Source organism: Priestia sp. Y58 (genome assembly GCF_029522095.1).
GTDB classification, from domain to species: domain Bacteria; phylum Bacillota; class Bacilli; order Bacillales; family Bacillaceae_H; genus Priestia; species Priestia megaterium_E.
On record NZ_JAKWFL010000001.1, the window covers coordinates 968,543 to 991,941 of the forward strand.

Annotated in this window: 21 protein-coding genes; 4 read left to right on the forward strand and 17 right to left on the reverse strand. The window is 38.5% G+C overall.

Features of this window, described 5'->3' with window-relative positions; translation table 11 throughout:
* Positions 1 to 70: 70 nt before the first annotated feature.
* The 7 genes from pnpS to MMB68_RS05130 all read right to left on the reverse strand — a co-directional run bounded on the left by pnpS (position 71) and on the right by MMB68_RS05130 (position 7,616).
* Positions 71 to 1,843, reverse strand: coding sequence for a two-component system histidine kinase PnpS (gene pnpS / locus MMB68_RS05100; RefSeq protein WP_014458047.1), 1,773 nt, complete (start codon positions 1,841 to 1,843; stop codon positions 71 to 73).
* Positions 1,836 to 2,552 carry a response regulator transcription factor gene (locus MMB68_RS05105; RefSeq protein WP_013085192.1) on the reverse strand — a complete coding sequence of 239 codons (717 nt, stop codon included), beginning with the start codon at positions 2,550 to 2,552 and terminating at the stop codon, positions 1,836 to 1,838. Before MMB68_RS05105 ends, pnpS begins: the two co-directional genes overlap by 8 nt.
* A gap of 178 nt (positions 2,553 to 2,730) precedes the next feature.
* A complete protein-coding gene (locus MMB68_RS05110; protein ID WP_016765707.1) occupies positions 2,731 to 3,207 on the reverse strand; it encodes a MaoC family dehydratase in 477 nt (158 codons plus the stop codon).
* A 133-nt stretch (positions 3,208 to 3,340) separates the two neighbouring features.
* Complete coding sequence (gene mdh, locus MMB68_RS05115; RefSeq protein ID WP_013059443.1) at positions 3,341 to 4,279, reverse strand: malate dehydrogenase; 939 nt, start codon at positions 4,277 to 4,279, stop codon at positions 3,341 to 3,343.
* Positions 4,280 to 4,307: 28 nt separating this feature from the next.
* On the reverse strand, positions 4,308 to 5,600 hold the full coding sequence (icd, locus tag MMB68_RS05120; protein WP_255255780.1) for an NADP-dependent isocitrate dehydrogenase: 1,293 nt from the start codon (positions 5,598 to 5,600) through the stop codon (positions 4,308 to 4,310).
* A 75-nt stretch (positions 5,601 to 5,675) separates the two neighbouring features.
* Positions 5,676 to 6,794 carry a citrate synthase gene (gene citZ / locus MMB68_RS05125; RefSeq protein WP_016765709.1) on the reverse strand — a complete coding sequence of 373 codons (1,119 nt, stop codon included), beginning with the start codon at positions 6,792 to 6,794 and terminating at the stop codon, positions 5,676 to 5,678.
* Between the two features lie 360 nt (positions 6,795 to 7,154).
* Positions 7,155 to 7,616, reverse strand: coding sequence for a DUF441 domain-containing protein (locus MMB68_RS05130; protein ID WP_013059446.1), 462 nt, complete (start codon positions 7,614 to 7,616; stop codon positions 7,155 to 7,157).
* 113 nt (positions 7,617 to 7,729) lie between these two features.
* Between MMB68_RS05130 and ytvI the strand changes: the two genes are divergently transcribed.
* Positions 7,730 to 8,839 (forward strand): sporulation integral membrane protein YtvI, encoded by a 1,110-nt coding sequence (ytvI, locus tag MMB68_RS05135; protein ID WP_221784670.1) that lies wholly within the window; start codon positions 7,730 to 7,732, stop codon positions 8,837 to 8,839.
* Positions 8,840 to 8,878: 39 nt separating this feature from the next.
* Here ytvI and MMB68_RS05140 read toward each other — a convergent pair whose 3' ends face one another.
* The 7 genes from MMB68_RS05140 to dnaE all read right to left on the reverse strand — a co-directional run bounded on the left by MMB68_RS05140 (position 8,879) and on the right by dnaE (position 19,136).
* Positions 8,879 to 9,271 carry an FxsA family protein gene (locus MMB68_RS05140; protein WP_025750656.1) on the reverse strand — a complete coding sequence of 131 codons (393 nt, stop codon included), beginning with the start codon at positions 9,269 to 9,271 and terminating at the stop codon, positions 8,879 to 8,881.
* A 79-nt stretch (positions 9,272 to 9,350) separates the two neighbouring features.
* Complete coding sequence (gene pyk, locus MMB68_RS05145) at positions 9,351 to 11,111, reverse strand: pyruvate kinase (protein WP_221784671.1); 1,761 nt, start codon at positions 11,109 to 11,111, stop codon at positions 9,351 to 9,353.
* Between the two features lie 479 nt (positions 11,112 to 11,590).
* Positions 11,591 to 12,568, reverse strand: coding sequence for an acetyl-CoA carboxylase carboxyl transferase subunit alpha (gene accA, locus MMB68_RS05150; RefSeq protein ID WP_013059450.1), 978 nt, complete (start codon positions 12,566 to 12,568; stop codon positions 11,591 to 11,593).
* Entirely contained in the window at positions 12,562 to 13,443 is an 882-nt protein-coding gene (gene accD, locus MMB68_RS05155; protein ID WP_013059451.1) for an acetyl-CoA carboxylase, carboxyltransferase subunit beta, read from the reverse strand. Before accD ends, accA begins: the two co-directional genes overlap by 7 nt.
* A gap of 227 nt (positions 13,444 to 13,670) precedes the next feature.
* Positions 13,671 to 14,273, reverse strand: coding sequence for a FadR/GntR family transcriptional regulator (locus MMB68_RS05160; protein ID WP_029320009.1), 603 nt, complete (start codon positions 14,271 to 14,273; stop codon positions 13,671 to 13,673).
* Positions 14,274 to 14,352: 79 nt separating this feature from the next.
* Positions 14,353 to 15,582 carry an NADP-dependent malic enzyme gene (gene ystJ / locus MMB68_RS05165; RefSeq protein ID WP_221784672.1) on the reverse strand — a complete coding sequence of 410 codons (1,230 nt, stop codon included), beginning with the start codon at positions 15,580 to 15,582 and terminating at the stop codon, positions 14,353 to 14,355.
* Positions 15,583 to 15,785: 203 nt separating this feature from the next.
* Positions 15,786 to 19,136 (reverse strand): DNA polymerase III subunit alpha, encoded by a 3,351-nt coding sequence (dnaE, locus tag MMB68_RS05170; protein ID WP_221784673.1) that lies wholly within the window; start codon positions 19,134 to 19,136, stop codon positions 15,786 to 15,788.
* Positions 19,137 to 19,277: 141 nt separating this feature from the next.
* Between dnaE and ytrH the strand changes: the two genes are divergently transcribed.
* Together ytrH and ytrI are read left to right on the forward strand one after the other, a co-directional pair.
* Positions 19,278 to 19,613: a sporulation membrane protein YtrH gene (ytrH, locus tag MMB68_RS05175; protein WP_013059455.1), complete on the forward strand. Its 336-nt coding sequence runs from the start codon at positions 19,278 to 19,280 to the stop codon at positions 19,611 to 19,613.
* Complete coding sequence (ytrI, locus tag MMB68_RS05180) at positions 19,610 to 20,128, forward strand: sporulation membrane protein YtrI (RefSeq protein ID WP_221784674.1); 519 nt, start codon at positions 19,610 to 19,612, stop codon at positions 20,126 to 20,128. The genes ytrH and ytrI overlap by 4 nt, the downstream gene beginning before the upstream one ends.
* 38 nt (positions 20,129 to 20,166) lie before the next feature.
* Here the strand turns inward: ytrI and MMB68_RS05185 are convergent, their stop codons facing one another.
* Positions 20,167 to 21,105 carry a DHH family phosphoesterase gene (locus MMB68_RS05185; RefSeq protein WP_221784675.1) on the reverse strand — a complete coding sequence of 313 codons (939 nt, stop codon included), beginning with the start codon at positions 21,103 to 21,105 and terminating at the stop codon, positions 20,167 to 20,169.
* Positions 21,106 to 21,355: 250 nt separating this feature from the next.
* Here MMB68_RS05185 and MMB68_RS05190 point away from each other — a divergent pair, with 250 nt between their 5' ends.
* Positions 21,356 to 21,652 (forward strand): YtpI family protein, encoded by a 297-nt coding sequence (locus tag MMB68_RS05190; RefSeq protein WP_221784676.1) that lies wholly within the window; start codon positions 21,356 to 21,358, stop codon positions 21,650 to 21,652.
* A 25-nt stretch (positions 21,653 to 21,677) separates the two neighbouring features.
* Here the strand turns inward: MMB68_RS05190 and MMB68_RS05195 are convergent, their stop codons facing one another.
* Positions 21,678 to 22,994, reverse strand: a complete 1,317-nt coding sequence (locus tag MMB68_RS05195) for a CBS domain-containing protein (RefSeq protein ID WP_221784677.1) — start codon at positions 22,992 to 22,994, stop codon at positions 21,678 to 21,680.
* Positions 22,995 to 23,075: 81 nt separating this feature from the next.
* Positions 23,076 to 23,312, reverse strand: a complete 237-nt coding sequence (locus tag MMB68_RS05200; protein WP_221784678.1) for a hypothetical protein — start codon at positions 23,310 to 23,312, stop codon at positions 23,076 to 23,078.
* Positions 23,313 to 23,399 lie beyond the last annotated feature (87 nt).

Sequence of the window (23,399 nt, forward strand, 5' to 3'; positions counted from 1 at the left end):
TTTCCATGAAAAATTGTATCAATTAATTATTAAGCTACATTAAATAAATTGTAAAAGGAACGTAAACATTTTACATCTGCGGCAAATACTTATGCAGCTTGACCGAAAAAGTTGTCCCTTTATTGACTTCACTTTTCACTTCAATTTCCCCTTTATGAGCTTCAACAAGATGTTTAACAATTGCTAATCCAAGACCTGTTCCTCCGGAATTACGGCTTCTTGCTTTATCTACTCGGTAAAAGCGCTCAAAAATACGTGAAATTTCATCAGAATCAATACCGATACCTGTATCTTGAACATGAACTGTAATCGTTTCTTCTTCCTCTTCAAGCGAAACGTGAACAGTTCCGCCAGGCATTGTATACATGAGCGCATTGCCGATTAAGTTAACAAACACTTGCATAAGGCGCTGACTGTCACCATCAATCCACGCTTCTTCAGGAAGCGTATCTAACGTTAGCGTGATTTCTTTTTCAGTCGCTCGGTTTGATAGAACTGTCGTCACTTCGTAAAGAAGCGTATTCAAATCTACTGAATGAATGCTTAGTTTAAACCCTTGCTGTTCAACTTTAGACAAATCTAAAAGGTCTTGAATCAAGCTCTCCATGCGCTGACTTTCCGTTAAAATGATAGATAGAAACTGTTGGCGCAGCTGTGGATCTTCCATGGCACCGTCTAACAATGTCTCACTAAACCCTTTTATAGACGTAATAGGAGTTTTTAGTTCATGAGACACATTCGCTACAAAGTCACGGCGAACTTGTTCTAGCTTTTTCAGCTCGGTAATATCATGGAAAACAAGCACAATCCCTTTCCATTCATCGTTTAAGCCAATAATCGGCGCTCCGTAAACATCAAAATATCTTCGTTCAATATTTAAAGGGAGAACCACTTGTTTTCGAACCTTTACTTCCGTCATAAATATTTTTTCCACAAGCTTAATGATTTCTTTATGCTCAAATACCTCGTAATACAAATGATAAAGGAAGTCATCCGGATGTATATGAAACTGCTCCTTATAAGCTCGATTCACTAAGTTTATATAGCCTCTACTATCGATAAGAAGCATACCGCTTCCCATATTTTCAATTAGCGTGCGCAGCCTGTCCTGCTGCATTTCTTGATTAGTGATAGACTCTTGCAGATTACGAGCAAGTGCGTTAATAGACTGACTCAGCATCCCTGTTTCATCTACATAATCTTCATATGTACGAGCTTTATAATTCCCTTTTGCAAGTTCCATAGCCACCTTGGTTGCCGATTCAATAGGACGGGTATAGCGTCCCATAATCTTTACACCTAAGAGTAAAATCACAATCAAAGCTAGACCCAAGCTTCCAATAAGAAGGCCCCAAATTTGCTGATTTACTTGTTTTAATGAATCAAACGATGTACTCAGCACAACAAATCCCTCTTGCTTACCTTCTATAATAAGCGGGATACCATAGTAATATAAGTCGTAATCTTCTTTAATTTGATCAAAGCTTTTTTTACTGTTTAACTGCTTTTTTAATACTTGTTGGATTACGATACTTTTTTCGATTCTTTGCTGCTTGCTACCTGGATTTGAGTCAACTAATATTTTTCCGTCTTTTTGAACGATAGTCGTTCGTACACTTAGCGAATGGCTTATTTGATCAACTTTAGATTTTAAAGCAGGACTTGTGATACCTTCTTCGCTAATGTACATTTCTACAAGCTTTGCCTCTTTTTCCATTCGCTCTTGAAACGTCTGAAAATAAAAGTTTTTAAACAACTGTCCCAGCAGCAGGCCAAGACCTACTAATACAATAATGATAAGTACTAATAGAGCCAAAAGTAGCCTTGAACGAAATTTATTCATCTACCTTTGGTTCCTCCAGCTTATATCCTAATCCTCTAATCGTTTTTATATAAACAGGTTTTCGCGTATTGTGTTCAATTTTCTCACGCAAATGGCTGATGTGCACATCTACAATTCGCGTATCTCCGGCAAAATCATAATTCCACACTGCACTTAGCAGCTGATCACGAGTTAATACCCGTCCTTTGTATTTTGCCAAATATAATAATAACTCAAATTCTTTTGGAGTAAGCTCAAGCTGCTCTTGATTAAAGTAGGCCTCATAATGATCTGGAAGAATTTTCAAATCACCGATCATGATGCGCTCGCCATCTTCCTCTTGTTCATTTTCCTGAGCAATAATTTGTGTTCTGCGTAAAATGGCTTTTACACGCGCCACTACTTCTCGAGGACTAAATGGTTTCGTCATGTAGTCATCTGCGCCAAGCTCTAGCCCTAATACTTTGTCGAACTCATCGTCTTTTGCAGTTAACATTAAAATAGGCGTCATCACTTTTTGCTGACGAAGCTTTTTACAAACTTCAATTCCATCCATCTTAGGAAGCATCAAGTCTAACACAATTAAATCCGGTTTTCCTTCTAGTGCCTTGTTGTATCCTTCTTCCCCATCTTCAGCTGTTTCTACTGTAAAACCAGCTTGTTGTAAATTATATTGTAATAATGTTGAAATTGATTGTTCATCATCTACGACTAATAATTTCTTACTCATATTAACGATATAAGCCTCCATCTAGTTAAATTAAACCGCAGCTTCATCCAAATGATATTATTTTCTATTTATCTTCTCTTATCATACAATGTTTTAGCCTCGTTCTCCAATACATTTCAACATTTTCAGAAAATATGACCAAACAGTTTCTTCTATATTTATAAATATTTAAGGCGTTTTAAAAATTTTCAAAGTCGTGTGTCTCTACTGATGGAAGTCTAAACGGCGGATACACAAGAAACCGCGCCGTTACTACTTTCTCTTTTTGCTCATTGACCGCTTCCACCTCAATCGTAACAGTTCTAGAAGAAACATCTACCTCTGTCACTTCAAATAAAAATTCAATCGTGCTATAATGATGAATCTTTTTGGGGAAGGCTACCGTATGTTCTGCAACGTGGCTTCCAGGTCCGGGCAAATACTTTGAAATGGCTGCTGTCATAATACCGGTAATCATAATACTTGGCACAATAGGTTTTTTAAAAGGGGTCTGAGATGCGTAATCATGCTGAATGTATAAAGGGTTCGAATCATTTGTCAGCCCTAAGTACAATAAGATATCCTTATCTTCAATTCGTTCCGTTAGCGTTAATTTTTCTCCAACTTTTATATCTTCAATACTTCGGCCTATTTTTTGTTTTTTACCTAATACCATCATCATTCCACCTTTTGTATAAAGTAATAGCTTTTCTTTATATACAAGAAAAATTCGAGGTTTCCCTCGAATTTTCCTTGTGACTATTGTTTGAATATTGATAAAAACCTATACTCAAACCTATTTTATTGTATTAAGCTAATACACCCATGACAGTTTTAACTGATTTTGCTGATTGATCTAACGCAGCTTTTTCAGAATCAGTCAGTTCTAATTCAATTACTTGCTCAATTCCTGCAGCTCCTAATACGGTTGGAACACCTAAGTAGATGCCGTTATAACCATACTCACCCTCTAGGTAAGCAATCGCTGGTAAAATGCGACGCTGATCTTTTAAGATCGCTTCTGTCATTTCCACTAAAGAAGCAGCAGGAGCGTAGTACGCACTTCCGTTACCTAATAAGTTAACGATCTCGCCGCCGCCTTTGCGTGTTCTTTCAACAATTGCTTCAAGGCGCGCTTTTGGAATAAGCGTTTCAAGAGGAATACCGCCAGCATATGAGTAGCGTACAAGAGGTACCATATCATCGCCATGTCCACCAAGTACAAAACCTGTGATATCTTTTACTGAAATGTTTAACTCCTGCGCTACGAACGTACGGAAACGTGCAGAATCTAATACACCTGATTGACCGATTACGCGGTTTTTAGGAAAACCAGATTCTTTAAATACTGTGTACGTCATAGCATCTACCGGGTTTGTTAACACGATAATATGACAGTTTGGTGAGTATTTAACAACTTCTTGAGTAACAGACTTCATGATCTTTTGGTTCGTTGTTACTAAATCATCGCGACTCATACCTGGCTTGCGCGCGATACCAGCTGTAATAATGACAATGTCAGAATCAGCTGTGTCTTCGTAGTTGGCTGTTCCTGTAATGTTAGCGTCAAATCCTTGTACAGGACTTGCTTCTAACATATCCAGCGCTTTACCTTTAGCTGGATTTTCTAATTGCGGAATATCAACTAATACAACATCAGCTAACTCTTTTTGACCAATTAAAAAAGCAGTTGTAGCTCCCGTAAAGCCCGCTCCGATAACAGATACTTTTTTACGCATATTTGCCATTATAATTCCTCCCTTAAATGAATAGCTATTAAACTGTTACTTGTTTTCCTAGATTGCTAATTAATTCATCAGCGAACTCTGAACACTTCACTTCTGTTGCACCATCCATTAAACGTGCGAAATCATATGTTACTACTTTTGAAGCAATTGTTTTTTCCATTGATTTCATGATTAAATCCGCTGCTTCGTTCCAGCCAAGGTGTTCAAGCATTAACACACCTGATAATAATACAGAAGATGGGTTTACTTTATCTAAACCAGCATATTTAGGTGCTGTACCGTGAGTTGCTTCAAAGATAGCATGTCCAGTTTCATAGTTGATGTTTGCTCCTGGAGCAATTCCGATACCACCAACTTGCGCCGCTAATGCATCTGAAATGTAATCTCCATTTAAATTCATTGTTGCTACTACATCGAATTCACGTGGACGAGTTAAAATTTGTTGTAAGAAGATATCTGCAATTGAATCTTTTACAATAATTTTTCCTGCTGCTTCCGCTTCTGCTTGAGCTTTGTTTGCAGCCTGTGCACCTTCTTTTTCAACGATGCGGTCATATTGAGCCCAAGTAAATACTTTATCGCCGAATTCTTTTTCAGCTAGCTCATAGCCCCAATTTTTAAATGCGCCTTCTGTATATTTCATAATGTTACCTTTGTGTACAAGCGTAACAGACTTGCGGCCTTGTTCAATTGCGTAGTTGATTGCTGCACGCACAAGACGCTCTGTTCCTTCAGAAGAAATAGGCTTAATACCTAATCCAGAAGTTTCAGGGAAACGGATTTTATTTACGCCTAATTCCGTTTGTAGGAATGAAACAAGCTTTTGTACTTCTTCAGAACCCTTCGCATATTCAATACCAGCATAAATATCTTCAGTATTTTCACGGAAGATAACCATATCTGTATCTTCAGGGCGCTTAATTGGAGAAGGTACGCCGTCAAAGTAGCGAACAGGACGTAAGCATGTGAATAAGTCTAATTCTTGACGCAATGCCACGTTTAGAGAACGAATTCCACCGCCTACTGGTGTTGTTAATGGTCCTTTGATTGCAATTATGTATTCGCGAATTGCATCTAACGTTTCTTCCGGTAACCATTCGCCAGTTTGATTAAATGCTTTTTCACCTGCTAATACTTCTTTCCAAACGATTTCTTTTTCACCATTGTATGCTTTTGCAACCGCTGCTTCTAATACGCGAGAAGCTGCTGCCCAGATATCCGGACCAATTCCGTCACCTTCGATAAATGGAATAATTGGGTTATTTGGTACGTTTAACACGCCGTTTGCTACAGAAATTTGTTCACCTTTTGTCATGAGAATGACCTCCTTAAAAAATTTGTCTACTTTCACTTATGGAAAAGTGCTCAACGAACGTGAGCACCTTCGTCACATTGTTTAGCTGCGCTCTTCAAGCGGGATGTACGTTTGCTTTCCAGGACCGATATAATCAGCTCTTGGACGAATCAAACGATTGTTTGAATACTGCTCTAAAATGTGAGCAATCCATCCTGATACACGGCTTACGGCAAAGATCGGAGTAAATAGATCGTGATCAATCCCTAAGCTGTGGTATACAGAAGCTGAATAGAAATCAACGTTTGGCGGAAGCTTTTTCTCGCCTGTTACGATCTCTTCAATTTTCACTGACATATCGTATAGCGTTGTATCTCCTGCTTGTTTGGTAAGTTTTTCAGACATTTCTTTCAAGTGCTTGGCACGAGGATCACCCTGCTGATACACACGATGTCCAAATCCCATAATCTTTTCTTTCTTCGCGAGCTTTTCGCGAATGTAAGGTTCTGCGTTTTCAACTGTTTGAATGTCAGACAACATTTTCATAACAGCTTCATTCGCTCCCCCGTGAAGAGGACCCTTTAACGCTCCAATAGCAGCTGTAATTCCTGAATAAATATCGGATAACGTTGCCACACAGACACGAGCTGTAAAAGTTGAAGCATTTAGCTCATGGTCAGCGTGTAAGACAAGTGCTTTATCAAATGCCTCTACTTGGATATCAGTTGGCTCTTCGCCGGTTAACATATATAAAAAGTTAGCGGCAATGCTATAGTTTTCGTTTGGTTCAATTGGCTCTAATCCGTTACGGACTCTTGAAAAAGCCGTTACCACCGTTGGTAATTGTGCTTGCAAACGAACAGCTTTGCGATAATTTGCTTCTTCATCCATTAAATCAGCTTCAGGATCGTACAACCCCAATAGTGATACGACTGTTCTTAAAGCTGCCATTGGATGAACATCTTTAATTGGATAAGTTTTGAAATGATCTAAGACTTCTTGGGGTAATTTAGCGTTTTCTGCTAGTAATCTAGAAAACACAGATAATTCTTCTTTGTTAGGTAGTTTTCCGTGCCATAGTAAATACACCACTTCTTCAAATGTTGCATAATTCGCTAAATCATCAATATTGTAGCCTTGATATGTTAAAGTGTCATCAATAATTGAACTTACTGCTGACGTTGTAGCGACTACCCCTTCTAGACCTCGAGTTGCTGTCATAAATCTCCACTCCTTTACAGAAAAAATTCCCCATACCTTTCTGTGTAAAACGTGAAAAACAAAATTGAGCCTCTGCTCAACTAGACATTAAATGATATACGAAGCGCCTCTTTTGAATATATATCTTGGAAGAACATTCCTTCACCCCACGCAAAGAAAATGCTTACATTTCCATTTGTTTCAATAACACACAAAATCAAAACATCTGCATGTGTCATTGCTTTGTTACAGCCCTATAGGTAAAACATACAATTGTATGTAAAAAGATGCGGCCTCAAAATATATTATAAACAATTATCTGACTTTTGTGAATCAAAAGAGAGAAGAAATTTTAAAAAAATTATTATTATACAAAAATTTCTACGAAAAAAGTTCGGTTAATTTCATAAATAAATAAGCGATTCCAGCACCGATTAACGGACCTACTGCTACCCCTTGAAACAGCGCCACAGCAAGAATTGTGCCAAAAACTAAAGCGGTCGTAATATGCGGATCATCTTCCAAGAGTGTAAGTCCATATTTGGCAATAATTGCTACAGCAATTCCGGCTCCTAGAGCAATCCAGGCATAAGAAGATTTCACGGCCTCTCCTAATTGTTTGAATCCTATGTCTCCTGTTGCAATCGGCACAAGAACGGCAATTGTAATAACCGTTACTCCAATATTGATTCCTTTTGATTGTAGAAACGGAAAAACCTTACCGTCTAACCCGATTAATTTTAAAATAAGTAAAAATGCAACTGCAATGATTAACGATTGATTTTTAGCCACTAATCCAATTACGAGTAAAACAGCTAAAAAAAGCATGGGTTGTGAGAACATTTTACTCATCCTTTCTTTTTTTATTGTGATAAATCTAAAGCGTATTACGTAAATATTTTATGAGTAGCTTTTTCTTTTGTTGACTATCGTTTACAAGGAGGCCTCTATTTATTGTGTACATGCTTCATTTACATCGACTATTTCGCTTAGCTTGTGTGTTGGCAATTATTGCAGCATCTATATTTCTTAGTTATTATGTCTCTTCTCTCATATATCCATTTATTATCGCCTGCTGCATCGCCTTTTTTATAAATCCTATGGTTAATCTATTTGAATTGAAGCTGCGCTTACCCCGCTACTTAGCTGTTTTACTGTCAATGGTTCTTATCTTCTCTCTTTTGGCCGGACTTATTACGTTACTTATCACAGAAATCATTGCAGGAAGTACGTATTTAGCGAAAGTTGTTCCCACAAATTTCAAAGAAGTGGTCATATTTATTGAAAATATTGCTACAGAACAAATACTTCCGTTTTATGAACGCATTACTTCTATGTTTAATAACTTAAATACCGGTCAGCAAGCAACTATTTTATCGAACATTAAAGGGGTAGGCAACCATATCGCTCAAACGGTGGGCGATTTTCTGCAAAATGTATTGCAAAGCATCCCAGTACTTTTATCCGTACTGCCTAATGCAGCGACTGTGATTATTTTTTCATTACTGGCTACTTTTTTTATTAGTAAAGATTGGTACAAGCTGATGGCTAAAAGCAGCGTGTTTATTCCTAAAAAAGTAAGGGAAAATGGACAGACAGTGGTTGTGGAGCTTAAAAATGCACTGTTTGGTTTTATTAAAGCTCAGCTTACGCTTATTTCGATTACCACAATCATCGTTCTTTTTGGTTTACTTGTTCTTAGGGTTGATTATGCTATTACAGTCGCTTTATTAATTGGCTTAGTAGATATTCTTCCTTACCTCGGAACGGGACTGGTTTTTGTTCCTTGGATGATTTATGCCTTTGCCACAGATAACGTGTCATTTGCTGTAGGGCTTTCGGTACTATATGCTGTAGTACTTGTGCAGCGACAAATTATGGAACCAAAAATTTTGTCATCAAGCATTGGTCTTGATCCTCTCGCTACATTAATTGCTTTATTTGTAGGATATCAACTGATTGGATTTTTCGGATTAATAGTCGGCCCTGTTATTCTTGTTATTCTAAAAACTCTTCATACAACGGGGGTTTTCAAAGAAACGTGGCAATTTATTATAGGAAAATGAAAAAGTGTGTGAAAGAAGCTTCTTTCACACACTTTCTAATTAACGAATAATCGTCATTCGATTACGTCCTTGAAAAAATCTTCTTAGCCACGTTAAAAGAAAAGGCTTAACGATTCTGCGTGTAAACGGCAGTAAAAAGATAAAGCCTACAACATCTGTCAAGAAGCCTGGAAACAGCAGAAACAGTCCGCCAAATAGTACACACATACCATCAAGGATTTCACCGCTCGGAACATGTCCCTGGCTCATCTGACGCTGTGCTTTTTGAAAAAGAGATGTTCCTTGTTTTTTCGCTAGAAACGCACCAATAAAACTAGTAGCAATAATCAGTAAAAATGTTGACATTACACCAATGAGATGACTTGAATAAATCAAAATCATTACCTCAACAGCAGGTACAATAAGAAGGAGCGGAAGGAGCTTCCTCACCATCATCACCTCTTCGCTTATTGAATTGCCTAAACAAAAAGAGAAGGATTCCCCTTCTCTTTTTTCTATCATCTACGTGTTCTTACAGTACGCTTGCGTGTCCGTTGTATACAACACCACGTGAAGCATCAACTGTAATATCTTGATCTTCTGAGAATACGCTTGTTGCGTTTTCTACGCCTACAATGACAGGAATGCTTAAGTTTAACCCTACTACAGCTGCATGGCTTGTTAGACCGCCTTCTTCTGTAATAAGAGCTCCTGCTTTTTCAATTGCACTGATCATATCGCGATCTGTGCTGTTTGTAACAAGGATAGCACCTTCAATCATTTTTGCATTTGCTTCTTCAGCAGTTTTAGCAATAACTACTTTACCAACTGCTGCTTTACGACCAATTCCTTGGCCTTTAGCAAGAACGTCACCTACAACTTGAACTTTCATTAAGTTCGTTGCACCTGATTCTCCAACTGGAACACCAGCTGTAATAACCACTAAGTCGCCGTGTGCTACAACGCCTGTTTTTACTGCGTCATTTACAGCGTGATCTAACATATCGTCAATTGTATTTACGCGCTCACCAACAACTGGTGTAACACCCCATACTAGAGACAGACGACGTGCAACAGAATCGTTTGCTGCAACAGCTACGATTGGAGATTGCGGACGATATTTAGAAACGATTTTCGCTGTATAACCACTTTCTGTTGGCGCTACGATTGCACTAGCGTTTAAGTTAAGCGCTGTGTGTACAACAGATTGTCCAATTGCATCTGTAATAGATGGGCCAACTTGCTTGCTGCGCTGTTGTAAAATCTCAGAGTAGTTTAGAGCTTGCTCAGCACGAGAAGCGATTGAATGCATTGTTTGTACAGCTTCAACTGGGTAAGAACCTGCAGCTGTTTCACCAGATAACATAATTGCATCTGTACCATCAAAGATAGCATTGGCAACGTCACTTGCTTCCGCACGAGTCGGGCGCGGGTTGCGTTGCATTGAATCAAGCATTTGTGTAGCTGTAATAACTGGTTTGCCAAGCGCATTACATTGTTTAATTAGATCTTTTTGTACTAATGGTACTTCTTCAGCAGGAATTTCTACTCCTAAGTCACCACGAGCAACCATTAAACCGTCTGAAACTTCAAGAATTTCCTTGATGTTATCTACGCCTTCTTGGTTTTCGATTTTTGAGATGATTTGAATGTGAGCTGCATTGTGTTTTTCTAGTAGTTCACGAATTTCTAATACATCAGATGCGCGACGCACAAAAGAAGCAGCGATAAAATCAATGCCTTGTTCGATACCGAATACAATATCGCTTGCATCTTTTTCAGTGATACCAGGAAGGTTCACACTTACGTTTGGCACGTTTACACCTTTTTTATTTTTTAATGTACCAGGGTTAAGTACTTTTGTTTTGATTTCACCATCAGTTTTATTGATGTCTAGTACTTCAAGACCGATTAAACCGTCATCTAAAAGGATTTTTGATCCTACGTGTACGTCATCGATTAGACCTGGATATGTAATTGAGAATTTTTCAGTTGTTCCCACTACTTCTGTCATAGAAACAATGATTTCAGAGCCTTCTTCTAACTCAATTGCACCATTTTCCATTGTGTTTGTACGAATTTCAGGTCCTTTTGTATCAAGTAAGATACCTACTGTTTTACCTGTTTGTTTCGCAGCTTCACGAATGTTAACAATACGTGCACCGTGCTCTTCAAAGTCACCGTGAGAGAAGTTTAGACGACAAACGTTTAAGCCTGAGTTAATTAGTTCAACTAATTTTTCTACACTTTCACTCGCTGGTCCAATAGTACATACAATTTTAGTTTTACGCATTCAAATTTCCTCCTATATATTTACTATTTACTCTTTAGGTAGGGCAAATAGCTATTTCTTTTACTAACCTTGTACTAGCAGGCTATGAACAAATAGTTTGTTGCCCTGACTTGTTCACCTTGCTTTACGTGTAACTTATAAAATACCTACGTAGCGCTGAATCAAATAGCAAACAAATACACAGCACTTTAACGATGAATTTCTTCATCGTTTGCTTCTTGTTTTACTATTCCCTGCAATTCATACAGCAATACTTACTGCCTGATTTGTCTTATGTATCTCGCGTTTTGGAGAAAAGACAAACGCTCGCACAGCTGCTAATAACCATAGGAAATTTTTAAAAAATACTCTTTTTGTACTTTTACTTAAAGGTTTTTGCTGTCTATAAAATACCACGAAGAACTTGTAAACACAATAGAGAAGGGCTATACAAACCGCACAAAAACGCGCACCCTTATTTTTCAAGAGTGCACGTTTCTTTATTTTATAGTAATGGCATCGTTTTCAGCTGCAAATTGTCCGATTTTTTTGTATTTTAAATAACGCTCTTCCACTAGCTCTTCTTTTGATAAATTCATCAGCTCTTTTAATGATTTCTTAATAATGCCCTCCATGTATCCAGCTTGTGCATCGATATCTCGGTGAGCTCCGCCTTTTACCTCTGAAACCATTTCATCTACAATACCCAGTTCTTTCAAATCTGGTGCTGTAATCTTCATCGTTTCAGCAGCTTTTTTCGCAAGAGAAGAATCTTTCCAAAGAATGGCTGCCGCTCCTTCTGGAGAAATAACTGAATACGTCGAGTTCTCAAGCATATGAAGGTGATTTCCTAACCCTAATGCCAAGGCTCCCCCGCTTCCTCCTTCTCCAATTACAATGCAAATAACAGGTACAGTTAAGCCAGCCATTTCGAAAAGGTTTTTCGCAATAGCTTCGCTTTGTCCGCGCTCTTCTGCCGCTTTTCCTGGATAAGCTCCTTTTGTATCAATAAAGCAAATAATTGGGCGGTTAAATTTCTCCGCTTGCTTCATTAGACGCAGTGCTTTACGGTAGCCTTCAGGATGAGGCATACCAAAATTACGGCGAATATTTTCTTTCGTATCTTTACCTCTCTGATGTCCAATCACGGTAACAGGCACGCCATTAAACTTGGCAATTCCTCCTACGATTGCTTCATCATCTCCATAAAAGCGATCTCCATGACACTCTAAAAAGTTTGTAAACAAGCGAGAAATATAATCGAGTGTTGTAGGACGCTCAGGATGGCGAGCAATTTGAACACGGTTCCATGGGCTTAGATGATTGTAAATATCGTTTTCTACTTTTTCTAAGCGATTTTCTAACTTATCAATTTCGCTAGATAAATCCACTTCTGTATTTTTAGCAAACTCTTTAAGCTCTGCAATCTTGTTTCGCAACTCAACAATTGGACGTTCAAATTCTAATTCGCTTACCACTCGATGTCACCTCCTGCTACGTGTATATCTAAAATAGTTGTTAACGTTTCTTTTAAATCATGACGGTCAATAACTCCGTCTAGCTGACCATGCTTCAACAGAAATTCTGACGTCTGAAAATCTTCTGGAAGCTCTTCTCTAATTGTTTGTTCAATAATACGTCTTCCAGCAAAGCCAATTAACGCGCCCGGCTCGGCTAAATTATAATCACCTAACGAAGCAAAGCTTGCTGACACGCCTCCTGTGGTAGGATGTGTCATAATCGAAATGATTAAGCCGCCTTCATCACTGAACATTTTAAGAGCTGCGCTAGTTTTAGCCATTTGCATCAAGCTCAGAACACCTTCTTGCATACGTGCACCGCCTGAAGCTGTGAAAATAAGGAATGGAACATGCATTTCCTTCGCTTTTTCAATGGCGCGAGTAATTTTCTCGCCGACTACAGAGCCCATGCTTCCCATACGGAAATGTGAATCCATAACAGCAACTACTACTTTAATGCCTTCAATATCCCCTTCACCCGTAACAATCGCTTCACTCAAATTAGTTTTCTCACGATCTTTTTCGAGCTTTTCAAGATAATCAGGGAACCCAAGAGGATTTTCTGACGTCATATCTTTGTCGTATTCAACAAACGTTCCGCTGTCGATTAAGCTTTCGATACGCTCTGGTGCTGTCATTTGATGATGATATCCACAGTTTAAGCATACTTTTAAGTTTTTATTTAACTCTTTCGTATACATTATTTTTTTACACTTTTTACACTTGGTCATAATCCCTTCAGGTACATCTTGTCTCATATGCTCAGAAGGAATCGTAGCATATTTTCGTTTTTTTGGAGTTTTTGTGTTTTTTGTAAATAAATCTCGTAACAAGGTGTAACCTCCTTTTGGTTCTTTTCTTTACCATAAGAACCTTTATTCTTCCTCTTCTTCTACTATTTACAAGTTGTGAAAACCCGCCTTAAATATAAAACAAGCGACGGATAGACAAAAATTGGACGAATTGTTCGCTTCACTTTATTAGTTGCTATTTACTTTACTAGATGACTGCTTGATTTTGTGTAGAAAGATGGCATGTCTCTTTCGACAAATTCCTTCTTTCACACTTGTTTGTAGCACTGATGGTGAAGATTTAATACAGCTGCTTCATCTTTTTTAGCTAACGCCTCTACTAATTCACTTATCAGAGTGTCGCTTGGCGCTGAGTTTTGTTGAAAAGTTTGAGAAAAACGGCAAATAATTAGCCAGATTCGGTGTAATAGCCGATTAGGCTGCAAAGAAAACAAATAGTCAAACAAGTTCTTCAAACAATCGTCATTCTGCTTTTGAATTGCTTTCGAAACATTGATTTCGTCCTGTTCCGCTAAAACAAAATACAAACAGCTCTTTTCAAGAATATATCTCGTCTGGATTAAATCTGATTTTGTTTTACCGTCTTGTACTAAAAAAGTAGCTAATAAATCAATAAATTGATGATCCCCTACTTCTTTAATAAACGTACCTTCACCTCTTCTAGTTTCAATCAATCCAATTAGCTCTAACGCTCTGAGCGCTTCTCGAACGGAAGAACGTCCTGCGCCTAACCGTTCAGAAAGCTCTCGTTCTGACGGGATTTTATCCCCCGTAGTTAAACGATCGTCTTCCATTAGCTGGCGAATTTGTTTTAGAATTTCTACATATACTTTTGAACGTTCATTCTTCAAGTTTACTACCACTCACTTTACATTACTTTAACAGGCATGCTTGAAGCATCATGCCTGTCAAAGAACAGTTGATGTAACCTTATTCAATAATCGCTAAGCGACGTGTATTTTCAGCTACGGCTTCTGGCTTTACTTTTATTCGGGCAACGCCTGTTTCCATAGCTGCTTTTGCAACAGCGGCGGCTACTGCCGGAGCCACTCGTGCATCAAATGGACCTGGAATCACATAGTCTGTATTCAAGTCCTCTTCCGTAATTAAATTAGCAATGGCCTCAACTGCAGCCATTTTCATTTTTTCATTAATATGAGTAGCACGTACATCTAGTGCGCCTCGGAATATCCCCGGAAACGCTAAGACATTGTTCACTTGATTAGGAAAATCAGAACGTCCGGTGCCGATTACTTTCGCGCCAGCTTTTTTAGCTTCTTCTGGCATAATTTCAGGCACCGGATTTGCCATTGCAAAAATGATTGGGTCTGGATTCATCTTTCCAATCATCTCCGGCGTGAGTGCTCCTTCAACCGAAACTCCAATAAATACGTCAGCTTCTTCTAACGCATCAGCTAACGTACCTTCTACTTTGCTTCGATTTGTATAGGCTGCAACTTCATCTTTTATACGGTTCATGCCGTGAGGACGCTTGTCATAAATCGTTCCTTTGGAATCACACATAATGATATCGCGCACTCCATAGCTGTATAATAATTTAATAATAGCAATGCCAGCAGCTCCTGCTCCATTCGCTACCACTTTGATTTGTGACATTTTTCTTCCTGTCAGCTTCAGGGCATTAAGAAGACCCGCTACCGTAACAATAGCCGTGCCATGCTGATCATCATGAAAAATCGGGATATTTGTTTCCTTTTTCAACCGCTCTTCAATTTCAAAACAGTTAGGAGCCGCAATATCTTCTAAATTAACGCCTCCAAAAGTAGGTTCTAGCAATTTAACAGTTTCTATAATTTTGTCCACATCTGTCGTGTTTAAACAAATTGGGAATGCATCTACGCCGGCAAAACTTTTAAAAAGGACAGCTTTCCCTTCCATTACTGGCAGAGCAGCTTCAGGACCTATATTGCCCAAGCCCAATACGGCAGTGCCATCAGATACAACAGCTACCATATTTCCTTTCATTGTATATTCATATACATTGTTTACATCATCATATATTTCTTTGCAAGGTTCTGCTACACCAGGGGAATAAGCAAGGCTTAAATCCTCTGCGTTTCGAACAGGAATTTTGGACTTTGATTCTAGTTTACCTTTGTTAATGCGGTGCATATGCAATGCTTCTTCACGTAAAGACAATGAATTTCACTCCCAATAAACAAAATGATAACAAATACTGCGCCTGAACCATGTTCTTTCCCACACTACTCATATGATGTTATAAATCCAATTGCATTTCATTTCAAGAAAAACGCATCTAATTCGTATATTTCATAAAAAACGGTGGTCAGACCACTTTTTTAACTATTTTACCATATAACATCACATGAAATCTGTAAAGACTATATCTTCTTGAACACTACGTGCTTCTCTCCCAGCATTGCTTTTAAAGTTTTTATTAACTCATCGCTTCGTTCAATAGAATAGTGAACGGGAAGCTTGACCAATTGACGTTCTGCCTCATAATAAATTTTTACGGGGATTTTCCCTCTATGAGACTGAAAATGCTGGTAAATAGTTTGAAGCAGCTTTTCTGTACCTTGCTTTGTTTCTATACGTAAGTATAATTCTTCTGACGGTAGTTTTTGAACCGCCTCGCTAGCAGCTTCAGCACGTTGACAAACAATTTGCTGCTGCCCATTTCTTTCATCTATCTTTCCTTGTATCAGTAAAACCTTACCTTGTTCAAACAGCAGACGATTCTGCTCGAATACGCGGGGAAACGCGACAACTTCTCCTTCTCCACTTTCATCCGTGATGCGTAAAAAGGCCATTTGCTCTCCTTTTTTCGTTCGAATGACGCGAATTTCCAACACAAATACTAAAAGAGAGACCGCTTTTCCTGAAGCGTATTCTTTCATATCGTGAAGAGAAACAACAGAATAAAAGGAATTTAGTGCTTCATACTGAGAAGCAGGGTGGCTTGATAAATAAAAACCTAGCATATCTTTTTCATACTGAAGCCGATCTTCTATTTTCAGTTCCTCTTTTTCCATATATTTAGGCTTTAACGAAAATTCAGCTCCAAATCCAAAGTCATCATCTGGGAGTACCAAGCTTGCATGTTCAAATGCTACATCAATCGTTGCTAATAAAGTAGCTCGATTTTCTCCAAACTCATCAAAGCCTCCAGACAGAATCAAAGCTTCAAGCGCCTTTTTATTCACGGCTTTTTGTGAAACACGGGCACAAAAATCAAATAAGTCTTCAAATCTTTTTTTCTTTCGCTCTTCTGTTATTTCCTGCATAGCTGCTGCACCAATATGTTTAATCGCTGCAAGGCTATACCTTATACTTTCACCTTCTACGTTAAACGAATACATGCTCTTGTTAATAGAAGGTGGGAGAACTTGTATTTTTTTTCTTTTTAGTTCATTAATATATTGAGCAATTTTCCCTTCATTTCCAATAACGCTCGTTAGTAAAGCTGAAAAGAACTGTAGCGGGTAATGTGCTTTCAAATAAGCTAACTGATAGGCTACCATACTGTAAGCAACGGCATGACTTCGGTTGAAGCCATAATCAGCAAAACGCACAATAAGGTCATACACTCGATTAGCAACGGATAGGTCATATCCTTTCTTCTTGCTTCCTTGGATAAAATGAGCTCGTTCACGATCCAGCACTGCCCGTTCTTTTTTACTAACTGCTCTTCTCAACAAATCTGCTTCTCCAAGAGAAAAACCGGCCATTTTTGAAGCAATCTGCATAATTTGCTCTTGATATACGATAACTCCGTGCGTGGATTGTAAAATGTCTTTAAGCGTAGGATGATCATATATTACCTTCTCCACTCCATGCTTGCGCTTAATATAGGTTGGAATATTTTCCATCGGACCAGGTCTATACAGCGCGTTAACTGCTACAATATCTTCTAGCTCTGTAGGTTTTAATTGCTGAAGTACTCTTCTCATTCCATCTGACTCTAGCTGAAAAATACCCGTCGTATCCCCTTTACTCAGCAGTTCAAAAGTTTTCTGATCGTTAAACGGTATATGAGACAGTGACAGCTTTCGATTCATGTCCCGCTCAATTTTCTTTAAAATATGATCTAAAATGGTTAAGTTGCGCAAACCTAAAAAGTCCATTTTCAAAAGTCCAACGTCTTGCAGAGCCTCCATTGGATATTGAGTTAAATATACATCATCATGTCCTTCTTGTACGGCTACAGATTGCGTCAGAGGCTTCTCACTAATCACAACGCCTGCTGCATGCGTAGAAGTATGCCTTGGCAGTCCTTCTATCTTCATAGCAATGTTGTACCATTGTTTTCTGGCTTCATTTTCAGATAAATAGTCTTGAAGAACTCTTGAATCGCGAAGAGCGCTTTTTAACGTTGTACCTGGTTTAGTTGGAATCGCTTTGGACATTTTGTTGAGCGCCTCTTGATCATATCCCATCACTCTCCCTACATCACGTACAGCTGCTTTAGCTGCTAATGTTCCAAATGTAATGATTTGAGCTACGTGCAGCGCTCCATATTTTTGAGCCACATACTGAATGACTTGATCTCGTTTGTTATCAGGAAAATCAATATCAATATCAGGCATCGAAATACGTTCAGGGTTTAAAAAGCGCTCAAATAAAAGCTGATGCTGAATTGGATCAACATTTGTAATTCCCAAGGCGTATGAAACCAGTGAGCCTGCCGCTGAACCACGGCCTGGGCCCGTTAGGATACTGTGTTCATGAGCATAATTCATAAAATCCCATACGATAAGAAAGTAATCACTAAAGCGCATATTTTCAATAATGTTCAGCTCATAATCCAAGCGTTCCTCATATTGTTCCGTGACCACTTGAACTCTTTCTTGCAATCCTTTTTCGCAGAGAGTGCGCAAATAAGTTGATGATGTAACAGACGGGGGAACAGGATATTTTGGAATGGACATTACGCCTAGAGAAATTTCGAGCTCGCATCGTCTTGCGATTTTTATACTTTCTTCTATTAAAAAATGCTGGTCATGAAAGAGATCTTCCATTTCATCAGGTGATTTGAAATAGTACTCGCTGCTCTTACTTTTTACCTCTTCATCGCTATGTAATTTCTCTCCGTCTCGAATAGCTGCTAAACACTCATACGCATCCCGATCTTCTTTTTTTAAATATTTCACTTGATTCGTCGCAACAAGCGGGATATTTTCTTCAGCAGCAAGTTCCGTTAACTGCTGATTTATAAAAGCTTCATCCTGTCCGTGGCGCTGTATCGATATATAAAAAGACTGTGAATATACTTTTTTAAAGAATTGAAGCACTCGCTTAGCATCTTGAAGTTTTTTTTCTGCTAGCAGGGTTTCAACTTCTCCAGTTACACCGGGTGTAATAGCAATCAACCCGCCGTTGTAATGATGGAGCCATTTTTTATTTACACCGTGTTTTTCCTTGGTTTGAACTAAACTGCTTAGTTTTAATAGATTTTCATATCCCTTATCATTTTCCGCTAACAAAACTAAAGGGTACGCTTGCTCGCTTTCTTCATGTTCTAAGATTGATAATGTGAGCCCAATAATTGGCTTGATTCCTGCTTTCACGCAGGCTTTATAAAAAGGAATGACTCCGTACATCACGTTTTCATCAGTCAAAGCAATCGCTTCATAGTTCATTTTCTTAGCTGTTTCTACAAGTTCATGAATACGAACGGAACTGCTTAGTAAGCTATAAGAACTTTGAAGCTGCAAGTGAACAAAAGGCACAGGACTTCCCACCTTTCTTTAATTCTTTATTCTTATTATAAATTTTGTTGCCGGCGTAGACAAATTACATAACTCTGAGCGTTTGTCCATATATATGTAGGAAGCGTGATTCATTGATAAAATAGTAAAGGAGGACACGTCATGACAAAAGAGCCTTTTATGTCTCTTTTCATTTGGAGTTACTTCACTTCATTAGGTATTATTTTAGGCGGTTCATTAATTGGAGCATTTGCGGGGTTTTTAATTGGAAAATCTCCTTTATACGTCATGCATACCCTCAGCAATAGTTTAAAAATCTGGGCAATTGTCGGAGCAATTGGAGGAACATTTGATACGTTTTATAGCTTTGAGCGCGGACTCTTTGAAGGAGCCACAAAAGATGTATTCAAACAAATCCTTTTAATTCTATCCGCTATGGGAGGAGCTCAGACCGGGGCTCTTATCATCAAGTGGTTAACTCAGGAGCATTTTGTATGAGGGTACCCAGCGAGCGAATGTTCAAGCGCTCCGACTGGCAGCGTTTTTTTGCCGGTATAGTCATTGGAGCAATTGTTAGCTGGGGGGTGTTTTTAACGATTTACGGCGTTTCAAGAGATAGAGAGCTAGAAGAAGTTCGAATTGCTAATGATAAGCTAGAAAAAGCAAATTTGCAAATTAGCGCATGGCAAGAAGATGTAAAAGCATTAAACAAGGAAATGAAGCAGCATTTGATTATTCAGAATGTGAAAGTAAAATTAGTAAACGGTCATCGTTATAAAGTAAACTCTGTGGTTGAATACAATATTCAAAAAAGCGTCGACGAAGAAGCACAGCACTTAATTGCCCAAGATATTGAAAGTGCGTATCGAAGCAGGGATATCTTAAAAAAAGCAATTGAAAATAAAAAATACGAATTCGATAAAACGATTTATGAAGTTGAAGTTCATCAAATTTATTTTTATACAACGCTTTCGATTGAAGTTCGAATTAAAAAGATGGAAAAAGTACTGTAAAAAGCCGCTGATTTAAAATCAACGGCTTATTTTACAAATTACTCCTGACTGCAGAGCTCTTCTAAATCATGTAGTAAAGGCTCTACTTCTTCCCATGAATCAATGGAAGCTCCGGACGCAAGAGGATGGCCTCCTCCGTTGTATTTTCTAGCAATTGTATTAATGACAAGCTCTTTTGAACGCAGGCGAACACGAATTTGATTTTCTTCCTCCACAAAAAACACCCACGTTTTTACTCCATCAATTTGCCCTAACGAACCGACTAGCTGAGAGGCATCAGCTGGTGTCACATCATATTTGCGAAGAATTTCATTTGGAATTTTCATATGAGCAACTCCTGATGGAGACATCGTAAAGTTTTGTAGCACGTATCCATGTAAGTGAGCGACGTTTTCTTTTGTTTTGTATAACTGATCATATACATCTTTAAAATTGAAACCATATTGAATCAATTCACTTGCATAGCAAAACGTTTTGGGCTTTGTATTTGGAAATAAAAATCGACCCGTATCTCCGACGATACCGCTGAAGATCAGCTTTGCTCCTTCATCATTCAGAGATAACCCCTTTTCTTTTCCTTCCAAGTAAAATTCATAAATCATTTCGCTTGTTGAAGAAGCAGACGTCTCAACCCAAAGCAAATCACCGTAAGGAGTTTGGTTTGGATGGTGATCAATTTTAATGACCATTTTTCCATTTACGTAGCGCTGATCTGATACTCGTGCTTCATTAGCCGTATCACAAACAATAACAAGCGCATCCTCATAGGTCTCATCAGCGATATCATCCATCCGGTATAAAAATTTTAATGACTCCGCTTCTTCTCCCGTTACGTATACCTTCTTCTCCGGAAAAGATGTTTTTAACAATTCCGCTAATCCGCACTGAGATCCGTATGCATCTGGATCTGGACGAATGTGCCGGTGAATAATGATCGTGTCAAACTGCTTAATAGCTTCTAATATTTGTGCTTTCATTTTCTCTCTCCTGTCAATACTGTTCTTGTTTTATGTACGCACCACATGCACTTACATTTCCACAGCGCTGTATCCATATTATTTATTAAATCATATCTCTTCTCTTTTTTAAAAGAAGAATCAATCAATAGTAGAATTTTCTGTCATCGACCTGTAAAATAATAGATACTACTGTAAACACTTTCAACACTACTGATTACTAGCATCTAGAACATTACGGATAGAAATACACCGGACTGGAGGGGCGTCTGTGCCATTTTTTATGATTTTAATCGTTGTGTCCTTTGTTTTCTACATGTATTTAAAAGTAAAATATGTACGTTCGAAACGCCCAATGGAACGAAAGTGGATTTCCGCTAAGTCGAGTATTTGTCTTGGCTCTTTTGTATTATTTTTTGGAGTCAATCAATGGTTTATTTACGAAACAAACCTTTCGCTTATCATCGGCATACTATTTGTATTGTTCGGTTCAGGCAGCATATTAGCAGGTATCAAAGCTTATAAGTACTATCAGCCTTATGCAATAAAAGAAGCTGATCAAATGTAAAAGAAGCTGCAGAGCAGCTTCTTTTTTATACTCTGTCCAATAACTGAGCCATCATCATCGCTTTCCCTACTACGACCCCAGCATTGTAGACTTCTACATCTAATTTAGCAAACTTCCGACCAAGTTCTAATAGCTTAGGACGAATTTCAATTACGCTTTCAATTTGAACTGGCTTAATAAAATAAACGGTGATGTTTTCAATAACCAAATCACCTTTTTTATATAAGCGAAGAACACGATTGGCGGCTTCCGTTACAATAGTAGTGAAAACCCCGTATGAAATAGTCCCCATATAATTCGTCATTTGCGGCGTTACTTCACAGCGATACACCGGTGCTTCTTTTGTCTCTTGTACATCCATAAATTGATTGGTGACAATGTCGTCAATGGTTTCTCCTACCTGCGGTTGACGCTGAATCATTTGCAGCGCCTTTAAAACATCTTGACGGCTGATAATGCCCTCTAGCCGGTGGTAATCATCCACTACAGGCAGCACTTCAATCCCTTCCCATACCATCATATGCGCAGAAGAAGCGACCGATGTTTTCCCGTGAACGGTCATCGGATTTTTCGTCATTACTTTTTCAATTGAAGTAGAAAGGTCATATCCAATAACATCTTTTGAGGTGACCATACCGTGAACTTTCATATGCTGATCCACTACAGGAAAACGGCTGTGGTGAGTCTTATCATTACATTCATGCCATTTTTCAATCGTATCGGTTAACTGCAAGCTAACCGCTTCAGAGATAGGTGTTAAAATATCCTCTACAAGCACAATTTCTTTTTTTATCAGCTGATCATAAATAGCACGATTAATCATTGTTGCCACTGTAAACGTATCATAGCTCGTTGAAATAATAGGAAGCTTAAGATCATCCGCAAGCTTCTTAACCCATTCTTCCGTATCAAAGCCGCCCGTAATTAACACGGCTGCTCCTGCTTCAAGAGCTAATTCATGAGCGTTTACTCGATTCCCAACGATAAGAAGGTTTCCGGCCTCGGTATATCTCATCATAGCATCAAGCTTCATCGCTCCAATAACAAACTTATTTAACGTTTTATGCAAGCCTTCACGTCCGCCCAGCACTTGTCCATCCACGATGTTTACTACTTCAGCAAACGTGAGCTTTTCAATGTTTTCTTTCTTCTTTCGTTCAATTCGAATGGTTCCAACTCGTTCAATCGTTGAAACATATCCTTTATTTTCTGCGTCTTTTATTGCTCGGTACGCCGTGCCTTCACTGACATTCAGTTCTTTGGCAATTTGGCGCACTGAAATTTTTTCACCAATTGGAAGCGAATCGATATACTGTAAAATTTGCTCATGTTTTGTCGCCACGTGTACTTCACCCTTCTAAAACGTTTTTACGTTTCATATGTCTTTTCTTTTATTATACGGGGGAAGTGAAATGGATTCAATCTAACCTCTTTGACGCAAAGGCTTTCTCACACTATTTTTTTGAATACCTGCCTTCTTGCGGCGCGGTGCATAAAGCAGTGATGACAAATTGCCTCCAGCTACAAAAAGAGCAAAGGTAAGCCAGCTTATACTAAAAATTCCTTGCGAACTCGAAGTTGTTAACACTAAGTGCGGCATTGCATAGTAAAGCATCACTCCGCATAGTAAAAGCGATAAAATAACTCGATTTTTTTCCATAGCTCTCCCTCCTTATTATTACTATCGTATGCAGGGAAGTAAAAAAAGCAGAACGTTTCTTTGCAAATAAAAAGAGATTAAGACATA